The sequence below is a fragment of the Streptomyces sp. NPDC037290 genome (assembly GCF_055603245.1).
Genome location: NZ_JBVJVZ010000029.1, coordinates 35,681 through 46,089, shown reverse-complemented (window position 1 = coordinate 46,089; position 10,409 = coordinate 35,681). Strand labels below are relative to the sequence as shown.

At 63.6% G+C, this 10,409-nt stretch carries 4 protein-coding genes and 1 pseudogene; 1 reads left to right on the top strand and 4 read right to left on the bottom strand.

Annotated features, from left to right (window positions below; all coding sequences use genetic code 11):
- Positions 1–127: 127 nt before the first annotated feature.
- The 3 genes from ACZ7HQ_RS40270 to ACZ7HQ_RS40260 all read right to left on the bottom strand — a co-directional run bounded on the left by ACZ7HQ_RS40270 (position 128) and on the right by ACZ7HQ_RS40260 (position 7,329).
- A complete protein-coding gene (locus ACZ7HQ_RS40270; protein ID WP_471001105.1) occupies positions 128–1,339 on the bottom strand; it encodes a right-handed parallel beta-helix repeat-containing protein in 1,212 nt (403 codons plus the stop codon).
- Positions 1,340–2,411: 1,072 nt separating this feature from the next.
- Positions 2,412–5,078 carry an SdrD B-like domain-containing protein gene (locus ACZ7HQ_RS40265; protein ID WP_471001102.1) on the bottom strand — a complete coding sequence of 889 codons (2,667 nt, stop codon included), beginning with the start codon at positions 5,076–5,078 and terminating at the stop codon, positions 2,412–2,414.
- Between the two features lie 1,027 nt (positions 5,079–6,105).
- Positions 6,106–7,329: an RNA-guided endonuclease InsQ/TnpB family protein gene (locus ACZ7HQ_RS40260; protein WP_471001066.1), complete on the bottom strand. Its 1,224-nt coding sequence runs from the start codon at positions 7,327–7,329 to the stop codon at positions 6,106–6,108.
- 24 nt (positions 7,330–7,353) lie between these two features.
- Here ACZ7HQ_RS40260 and ACZ7HQ_RS40255 point away from each other — a divergent pair.
- Positions 7,354–7,425: pseudogene (locus ACZ7HQ_RS40255) on the top strand (IS200/IS605 family transposase); the annotation flags it as partial.
- 740 nt (positions 7,426–8,165) lie between these two features.
- Here the strand turns inward: ACZ7HQ_RS40255 and ACZ7HQ_RS40250 are convergent.
- The gene (locus ACZ7HQ_RS40250; protein ID WP_471001099.1) at positions 8,166–10,031 is read right to left on the bottom strand and encodes a zinc metalloprotease; all 1,866 of its coding nucleotides are present in this window, start codon (positions 10,029–10,031) and stop codon (positions 8,166–8,168) included.
- Positions 10,032–10,409: the final 378 nt, after the last annotated feature.

The window sequence follows — 10,409 nt, the reverse complement described above, 5'->3', positions numbered from 1 at the left end:
CCACAAACCCAGCGCCCCGGGACCGCTCATCGGTTTTTTCCAAAAGCCCGCAAGGTGGTGCCGTGTCCGGGTGAGCGCACTGGCGTTCGCCCGGACACGGCATCAGGGCCTCACTCTCTGGCACCGGTCAGGGATAGATGATGTTGCCGTCGACGCGGGTGAATGGGTTGCTTGCATGGTTGATGAGAGCACCGTCGTGAGTGTTCGCCACCACCAGATTGTTCGAGAACAGGATCACGCCGTTGTACGGGTCGATCTTCGCACCGGCTGTGACTCCCGAAATGTCGTTCCCCGTGATGGTCACCTTGCCGCCACCGTCAATTTCCAGCGCCGGGTTCGCCGCCTCGATCTCTGAGCTGGTGACCGTCACGATGTAACCGCCATGGACGTAGAGCGCCGCTGCGGCGTTGGAGCGGAATTGACTGCCCGACACGTTTACCGTGCTGTTTGTTCCGTCGATCTCGAGAGCATGGACGTGGCTTCGGTGAGTTGTGTTCGTGAGGGTGAGGTGGGCATTGTCTGCGACCTTCACGCCGGTCACGCAGAAGTCGGTGGTGAGACCGTCGATGGTCCCCCAGGCCAAGCCACTGGCACTTCCTTGGAGGAGCACACCGGTCTGCGCGCCGAAGACCAAGCCGCCGCTCATGTGGTACGCATCGAGGTGGTCCAGTTCGATACCGACGCCGCTGTTCAGGAAAGCACCCTTGTAAGAACTCGGCGGAGTCCAGACTTCCACGTTGGAGATCGTCGTAGTGTCGTACCCGGTGTCGAGACGCATGCCCAGCTTGGCGACTGACGAGATGAACACATCCTGGATCACTGCGCGGCCCGTGTTCGCACCGACCGACTCAATCCCCTTCCAGGCGTGCGAGATTCTCACGTTGCTCACGCGGGTACCCACCCCATCGAGGAGGATGGTCGTGGCGTACTGCGTGGGAGTAGCGGAGGACTCGTCCTGCGGGTAGTCGAAGTTCAGACCGCTCACCGCACCGCCGTCCCGGAGACGGATCGCGCTGTGAGAAGGATCCGTCGCCACGATCGTGGGAAGCGTCGGATAGTCGGAAGTGTAGGTACCACCAATATGCCCGGACATCAGCTGCTGTGTCAGCGTGAGGGTGTCGGTAATCCTGTATCTTCCCCATGGGACGTAGACCGGGATCTTCCAGGCAGTCGACTGTGCGATGGCGCATTTGAAGGCGCCGGTGTCATCTGTCGTGCCATCGCCCACGGCACCGCAGTCCCGGACATCGGCGACTTTCTTGGACGGGGAAGGCGGTTCGGACGCGAACGAGGTGCCCGCAGCGGGCAGAACTCCCACCAACGCGGCGGCCACAGACACGGCGAGTAGCTTGAAATAGCGAGAGGCATGTCTATAGCAACGGTGACGTAACATCATTGCTCTCCTTTTCTTGGGGAGAATCGGCAGTATGCTCAAGAAGTGCCAACCATGGGATGTCGAGTTGTCCGAGCCGGCAGGCCGGCATCATCCGGACGAGCACACGTCTGGTGGCCCCCTCTCCTGGTCGTAGCCAACCGGCGCAGTGGTCATGTCGGATCCGGAAGACCTGGAATCCCGATCCGGGATCAGAAGAGGGTGACGATTCAGCGACCCGGTGCCGGCTGGTGAAGTTGGCTGCTACCGCGGCCTGCGAGTCCCCTGGGAAGCGACGGATTCCGCGGTGCTGCTCGCGGCTGTAAGGCCTGTGCCTGCACGCCGATATCTGTTTTCTCACGTATCGCTCCTCGGGGAGACCTTCCTTCTGGAATGGCGGTCCGTGAATAAGAGGCTTACGGTGACTCTTATATGACGATCACACCACCTGTATGGGGGACGAGACGGCCCGGCCTCAGCTACATGCACAGGCATCTTGCGAAGTCGACGTTTCACGGACGTCGTCGTCGGCCAGTGAACCTCTTTCATCCGCTCTCTTGAGGACGAAAGTGCTGGTCAGTAGGGCGCAGCTACCTCTGGGCGGGCGTACGCACCGCGCCTCGTCCCCTGCCTGGCTCGCCTGCGGATGCCCAGAGTGCGATCTGCCGGCTGCACACCGGACGATGAGCTGAGGTGGGGACACTCCCTCGAAGGCTCCCGCACCGCGTCACTCTGTCCCCGTCTGCGGCGCATCGCCCGGGCCGGGCCATTGACCGGATTTTCTTTTCCCCGCACGACGAGCAGACAGGCTGAACGAGCGATTCCTCATATGTCCGTTCACGCCTTCGGGCTTCGGCACGCAGGAGACATGCTCCACGGACTCGAGCAGCCGTCGAGCACTCAGGATGCGAAAGGCAGACGAGGCTCCTCGGCCGAAGCGCGGTGCGCAAGAGCACCAGCGCCTCGACCAGGAGCCTCGTCTCGTTACGAAGGCCTACTGACCAGCATCCTCACCCTCGAGAGAGGGCGTGAGAGCGATTTACATCGCCTTGCCGGCGGTGCGTCGGCGACGCTGGAAGAGGAGACCGGCGAGACCGAGGGCGGCTGCGGCGGCTGCGCTGCCGATAGCCGGGTCGATCATGGGGATGCAGTTGACCGTGGTGACGGCGTTGTCGGTGTTGTTGTTCATGTCGGGGTCGGGTTCGTTACCCCTGACGGTGACGGTGTTGTCCAGCTTGACGCAGTTGCCGTCGGTACGGCCCGCGACGCCACGGACCTTGACGATGTGACTTGCGCCGACGGCGAGCGGGCCACCGTGGCAGGTGAGGGTGCCGCCCGCGATGGTGCAGCCATCGCTGGTGGTTGTGGGGTTCATGAGACCGGTCGGCAGCGGGTCGGTGAGGGTCCAGCCCGATGACGGTGAGGGCCCATTGTTGGTGACGATGAGGTCGTAGTCGACCTGGCCGCCTTCGGCGACTTCAGAGGAGGGGCCGGCGACTTTGATCACGTAGAGGTCTGCCGCTTGGCCGAAGCCGAAGTCCTTGCTGTGGTCGTCCTGTCCGGGACCGCCCAAAGTCACCGTGGTGCTTGGGTACTGGCTGCCCGATGACATGACTCCGTCGGAGTCGAGCTGCGGGTCGCTGCCCTGGTTGGCGCTCGTCGGGTTCCATCCGGCCAGCGGGCCACTGGCGTAGTCGGTGGGGTTGTCCATCTTCACCGTGTACGTGCGCCCGGGCACCCAGTCGGCCGGGTTGACGTTCTTGACCAGGCTGGCGTCGAAGTAGTACTCACCACGCGCGTTGGTGATGGTCGTACCGATCTTCTTGCCGGCGGCGTCGTACAGGTTCACCGTGGCGCCCGGCACACCCTGCTCGTCCGGGTCCTGGATGCCGTTGTTGTTCTTGTCGTACCAGACCCGGTTGCCGATCTGCATGGGTGCCTGGTCACACAGCACCTCGAGGTCACCGATACCTCGCGCTTTACCGAAGACAGTACTCAGGAGGTCGCCGTCCGTCTGGTCGTTCCGGGTGCCTGCGGTGCGGTCCACCCACACCACGCCGTCGCCCGTCACTCGGATGGGGTCGACCCCGCTGAAGGCGAGGGTCGACTCCGCCTTGTCGATGGCCACACCACCGGAACTGATCTCCTGGTGGATGCCCTGGAAGGCGAAATCGCCGGGGTAGAACTCCTTGACGTCCGTGCCTTCTCCGCCGTCGTTGGCGGGGGTGGCGTTGTTGGTGCAGCCGCCGTTGCCGTCCAGGACGAACATGCCGCCCGCGCCGGGGCAGGCCCGGTTGATGTCACCGCCCGGGAATACGTTTGTCGCGGGGTAGTTGGGGGTTGCGGGCAGACCGTCGCCGAAGACGTCGGGGAATCGGTCACCGAAGCCGAGGACCATATCACCGTTGGTCTCGAACTTGATGTTGCTGAGCTCCGGCTCCGGGTTCTGGACCTGTCCGGTCGGGTTCTCGGCCGGAAAGACACAGCCCTTGCCGTCCTGGGTCAGTGGCCGCCCATTGGTCCACGGATACCAGCTGTGACCCGTGCAGAGGTAGGGGCTGGTGGAGCCGACCCCGCCGCGGGGGAAGTTCAGCGGCTGGTCCAGGACTTTGCCAGTGAAGCTGCCGGTGGCCGGGGCGAAGGTCTGCACGACCGCGCGCATATCGGCCTTGCTGCCGGTGGACTCTGCCGAGCAGACGCCACCGACGTACTCCGTGCCGTCCTTGTGGCCCAGGCCGAAGGGGCGCCAGTCGTCCGTTGATGCACAACCTGGATCCGGGATGGCATACGACGCCTTCGGCGCGGCCGCGGTGGACTGGGTGGCGTCATAGCGGTACAGCTTACGGTCGTGCAGATTGACGACGTACAGATCCTTGCCGTCCTCGGAGACGTCGACGTCACCCAGCGATTCCTTGCCCACCGCCGGACCGAACGCCTCATCCATCAGAGCGCCCGGATTGTGTGCGGTGGTGCCGGGGTCCGGGACGGTGGCGAACAAGTGAGTCTGCTTGGTGGCCGGGTCGGTCTGGTAGATCGCGCCCGGGCCGCCAGGACCGTACTTCGTGCCCCGCTTGGCATACGCACCGGAGAAGAGCTGTTTCGTCACCTTGTTGTAGCCGATACCCCACACCGTTCCGACGTCGCCATTGTTCGCCAGGTCGGTGAGCTGGTTGTAGCTACCGCGCGCGTTGTACGGCAACGCCGTCAGCGTACGGTTGGAATCCGGCGCCGGAGTCGGAATCGTGGGGTTCTGGCAGGCCGTGACCAGGGTGGCGTTCTTCTGGCAGTAGTCTTCCGGTCTCCAGAACGAGGTCGTCATCTCGACATTGCTGCCACCCGACAGGTTGACGAACTCCACATTGGACGAAAGCGCGGTGGGGTTGCTCAGATCGTCCTTGGGGGAAGCGAACCCCGGGAACAGCGCGCCCGGCTTGGGATTCTTCACCTCAATGCGATACTTGCCCCCGGTCAGGGTGGTGCCCGGCGAGAGTTGCACCGTACCGTCCGCCTGCGTGGTCCCGGTGACCGAGTGCCCGGCGGCGTCGGTCAGTGTCACCGTCACTCCGGCGATGCCCGGCTCCAGTGCCTGGTCCCATGTGCCATTGGCGTTGACCTCCTGCACCACGCGGACGAGCGCGGTTCCGTCTCCTGTATCAGCCGCCGCCGGTGCCACCACCGCAGCAAGCCCGGTCACCACGAGCGTCACGGATAACGCTGAAGATAATACTAATGACAATCTGTCAGTTCGCTGCCGGCGATACTGCCTATCCATGAAATCCCTCTCATACGGCTGGCGTTCGGGCACGCGTCTATGAAGTGCCTGTATGAAGTAGATAAATACGGCAATGCAATATGACGGCAGTATGATGAGCGCCCCCCGGTACGACACCCGAATGCAGCAGACCCGAGACAAGTCCGCCGTGCATCCCGGACGGGGACCGTGCTGCTCAGCCATTCGGGAGGCCACGTAGGAGGCACTCCCCGGGTCAGCTGCGAGGGCTGCCGTGGAAGACAGGGGATGACGCTCCATCAGGGCCAAGTGGATGGGCGCCTACGAGCGGCGGTTGGAAAACCGCTGGACGAGAGGGACCGCGCTGGCGTCAGCCCTGAGGCTCAATGTCGTGCTGACGCCGCCGATATCAGCAGTACCAAGAGTCGACGTGATCTGTGTGAGGCACCAGGCGCGTCATGGTCCAGTCCCGCGGGAACTGGCGGGACCTGGTCTCCGTGGCCGGCGCGGGGCCGGGGCGCGTACGCCTGCCCGCCCACGAGGACCTGCCGCAGCTTGGACAACGGAAGCCAATGACCTTCGTGAGCAACCGGACCGTGCGGCCGCGGTCGTCCGCCCAGCGGTCAAACACAGGGCTCTCCGGACCTGTTCGGCTTCCGCTGTCGGCGACGGCTGTGCCCGTGCCCCCAGCATCGTCCGTGCCCCGTCTGGCGCTTCGTCTCGCGGCACCGGGGCAAAGCGCCAGACGGGTCCAGCGAAGCGTGACGCATGCATGGCGTCCTGTGTGAAAGCCGCGTTATGGGCTTCTTCCTCTCGCCGCCGTTTTGCAGGGCCTGCGCAGCCACGAGGACTGTTTTGTGGAGCAACTCGCCTCTCTTGGGGCAAGAGCAGCACAGGGTGTACATCCGGCGCGATGCGGACGTCCGGATCGTCGGTGAGGACTGCGCGTGCGCGCGTATCCAGAGCACCGTGGCGTTCAGGCCGCTTTGACATCCTCTCCGCCCTAAAGGGCGGAGATCCCCGCCTGGCTGCCCGATCCCCAGCTCGCCTTCGGGTGGGTTCCTGTTTCTTCGCGCCGTGCCGGGACGAGTCCCGGTCTTACCCGCGCTCCGCAGGCTGTAACGACCAGTCCGGCCGCCTTGGCGACGTTGACCGCCGCGTTGATGTCCCGGTCAAGGGCAGTCCCGCACGCCCCGCATGTCCACTCTCGGATGTGCAGGGGCTTGGGGCCGTCCTTGACGCCGCACTGCGAGCACACCTGAGACGTGGGCTCGAAGCGTCCGATGCGGTGAAAGGTCCGGCCGTACCGGGTGGCCTTGTATTCCAGCATTGTGGTGAACGCTGACCATCCGGCGTCGTGCATGGACTTGGCCATGCGGGTGCGGGCGAGTCCCTTGACCGCCAGGTCTTCCACTGCAACCGCTTGATTCTCGCGGATGATCTTCGTGGAGAGCTGGTGGTGGAACTCACGCCGCGCATCGGCGGTCCGTGCGTGGGCGCGGGCAACCTTGATCCGGGCCTTCGCCCGGTTCTTCGACCCCTTGGCCTTCCGGCTGAGATCCTGCTGCGCCTTCTTCAGCTTCTTCTCGGCCCGGCACAGGAAGCGGGGGCTGTCTATCTTCGTTCCGTCGGACAGGATCGCGAAGTGGGTCAGGCCCAGGTCGATGCCAACCACTGCGTCCGTCTCCGACAATGTCTCGGGCTCTGTCTCAACCACGAACGAGGCAAAGTACCGGCCCGCGCTGTCCTTGACCACGGTCACCGTAGACGGAACCGACGGCAGGGAACGGGACCACCTCACGGCCAGCTCGCCGACCTTGGGGAGCCGGAGCTTCCCACCGGTGGTGATCTTCCATCCGGCGTTGGCGGTGAACCGAACCGACTGCCGGTTGTCCTTGCGGGACTTGAACCGTGGCGGCCCCATCTTGGGACGCTTGCCCTTGAGGCCGTCGAAGAAGTTCTTGTACGCGGCGTCGAGATCCCGGAGGGACTGCTGCAACACCACCGACGACACCTCGGCGAGCCATGCCCGCTCGGGGGTCTTCTTCGAGGCAGTGAGCTGCTTGGACAACTCTCCGGACGGGATGAACGGCAGCCCGGCGGCTCGGGCGGTCTCACGGGCCCGGAGGGCGTCGTTGAAGACAACCCGAGCACACCCGAACGCCCTCGCCAATACCATGCGCTGACCGGTGCTCGGGTACACGCGGAAGCTGTACCGAAGCTGCATGTCGATCACTATGCCCTTTGGTTTATGTCACCACGATGGAACCCCAATCCCGATGTTCGCACGGGCCGTCACGTCGTCTACAACCTGCACGTCCACTCACCCCCGCCCTAAAGTTCCCCACCCGAACTGGGCGCTGGAGCTGTGCGACCCGCACCGTGGTGAAAGCAGGGTCGTACCGATCGCGGCGTACGAGAAGCCGCGATCACCGCGGGATGTGCCATGGAGCCCACGAAGAGGGAGTACAGCGACGAGGACTTGGAGCCCAGCGGAGACGGAATCCGGGCGTCCCCAGGATCTGAACCCCTGGCTCGCGGCTGCGGGTGCGAGATCCGCGAAGCCGGTCCTTGGACCCGGGTTCGGGTGACTGTGCCGTCGTTCGTGGCTCGGGGGGTGTGTCTGACGGCTTCCGAACCGGTGCAGGCAGATCGCGCTTGCACGCCTGCTCTGTTGTGGGAGACATCCACCGAGAACCGCTCCGGGCTCGAGGCCGCCGACCTACAGGCTCTGAGCGAGGGAGAGCCGCGCGAGAGGCAGTTGTGGGAGCCAGGGCGGGGCAACAGCCCGGGACGCCTGCGCGATACGACGCAGCGGCAGGGGTTTCCTGTGCCTCTTCGGGCGCAGTGGTGAGGCTGGCGCCTGCCTGGCGGTGTTTACTACGAGCTGGACCAAGCAGGCACCCGTGTGTGAGCGGGTCGGCAAGGAGACTGCCCACTGGGACGCCATCCTTGCCGACCAGACAGCCACACAGCGTGACCGATCACCTCGGGCGGAAACGGGTAGCCCCTGCAAGATGGTGCCGTGCCCGTTCCCGAGCCTCATCCCATAACGCCGGGCGACTACACCTCCCGGTGCTCATCCTGTCGCTGCGGCTCTGAACGCTGCTCCTCCCGACGGTCCAGCTCTGAACGCTGCTCCTCCCGACGGTCCAGCTCTGAACGTTGCTCAGCCTGACGATCCAACCCAGAACGCTGCTCAGCCTGACGCTGCGACTCTGAACGCTGCTCCTCCCGACGATCCAGCTCTGAACGCTGCTCCTCCCGACGATCCAACCCAGAACGCTGCTCAGCCTGACGCTGCGACTCTGAACGCTGCTCCTCCCGACGATCCAGCTCTGAACGCTGCTCAGCCTGACGGTCCAGCCCAGGACGCTGCTCAGCCTGACGATCCAACCCAGAACGCTGCTCAGCCTGACGATCCAACCCAGAACGCTGCTCAGCCTGATGCTGCAGATCCTCAGGTTTCAACTGCTCCTGCTCAAGCCGGTGATCCGCGGGTTGATCCTTCTTTTCACCTTCGGCCTGCTTCAGGTCCTGGGACACCGGCTCCGCTTCCTTGGGTGCCTGGCGTTCTGCCGCCTGCGCGGCATTCTCATTCCATTTACTGCTCCGCACCCACCCTGTCTTCGGTTCGTGGACATACCACCCGTCAGCGCTAAGGAATGGCTTTGAACCGTACTTGGCGTTCCATTCCGCATACGGCACCCACGATTGGGCCGCCGGGTCCCAGCCCTGCTTCCAGTCGACAGTCGGACGCGGCAAGTCCGGGGAATCAGGTTTCTGCCCCGACGGCCGGTCGGTGGGCGACATGAGCTTCTTGTCCCATATATTGCGCAGCTCCCACTTGCGGGTACTCGGGTCATAGCCGTATGCCCCGTCAGCGCTAAGGTATGGCTTTGAGCCGTACTTGGCATTCCATTCCGCATACGGCACCCACGATTGGGCCGCCGGGTCCCAGCCCTGCTTCCAGTCGACAGTCGGACGCGGTAGGCCCGGGTCGTCCGGTCGACGGCTGGCGCCGGAGGGCTTTGGCTTGTCCTGCTCATGCTGCGGATCCTGCTCATGCTGAAGCCGATCCCGCTCGTCTATGTTCTTTATTTCCCGACTGTAGAGATTCTTTACGAAACTCACCTCGCCAGGGTCCGGTTCAACCGGATCCGGCCAGTTAGCGCCTCCCAGGTCGACCTGAGGGAAATTCTCGTCACCCGTACGCATCACTTCGCCGGGACGCACCGGCCGCTGTGGATGATGCAACCCCAAGGTGTGGCCCATTTCATGGAGGACCGTATTCAGATTCCCCTGCCATATATCTTTCCTCCATTCATCAAAACTGGTCACCATGCGCCAGCTGGGCTGGCCACTACGAGCGTCCAGCCCTTTGATCATGGGGTAATAGCCAAAACGCGGACCGTAATGAGTGTTCCAGTAGTTCTGGATTGCCTGATCATTGAATGAGGCTGCGTCGAGCTGCATCAGATACACATCAGGGCCTGCCATGCCCAATGTGCCATTGCGCACGCTGCCGCGCGTCCAATCGTGATATACGCCCTTTATTTGCGCCTGTCCTCCTAACTTCTGCCTTTCTGCAGGGGAGAGATCGTCCCAGACCCCGAGGAACCTATGCTCTTCTCCTACAAGTTTGTCGTTCCAGGTTTTGATAGCCTGCCTGAAGACTTGTTGCGTGTGGGGATTGAGGCCGGTAAGGTCGTAATAGATACGGCCATCGGATTTCTTGACCGTGGTTTTTCCGCCGATGGGACGCGGCATGGCAGCGCTGGCGGTGGCGTCTGCTATCTGTATGCCGCCGGTTACGGCGAGGGTGGCGACCATCGCGGGGAGGACGCTGTTGTTCATGGCGTAACGGCTTTTCTTGCTGGCCTGCTTCGCCAAGCGGTGCCGGCCGTACCGCTTCCTCTGGCTGGTCATCTTCGTCCTTTTCCGTTGTCGCACTCGCGTCATACTGTTGTTGTGTGAGCGGGTTTTGCTCGGTCTTGGTCGGATCGGCGTGTTGACAGAAGGAGGGCGCGCACGACTCAAGCTTCCAATTCGGATCGTCGACGTCAGCTGAAAACAGCTATCGAAATCGACCTGAATTACAGATTGAATCGATTGTCAACGCGCCGGGCGCGCCAGAATGGGCCTTTGGCGTCTGCTGCTTGTCGACCTGCACGGATGCCCCATCCGCACTACGAGAGCAAGCAGGGGGGCATGGCTCTACCGTAGCCTTCAGGAATTCCACTCGCGCTGGGCGCCGCTCCGGACTCGATAGCGCTGGTGGGGCTGTGCTCCCGTACACGCCCAGCC

What these genes read in the sequence shown, in the direction of transcription:
- ACZ7HQ_RS40260 (WP_471001066.1), bottom strand. Translation starts at nt 7,329, where the DNA reads ATGCAGCTTCGGTACAGCTTCCGCGTGTACCCGAGCACCGGTCAGCGC.
- ACZ7HQ_RS40250 (WP_471001099.1), bottom strand. Translation starts at nt 10,031, where the DNA reads ATGACCAGCCAGAGGAAGCGGTACGGCCGGCACCGCTTGGCGAAGCAG.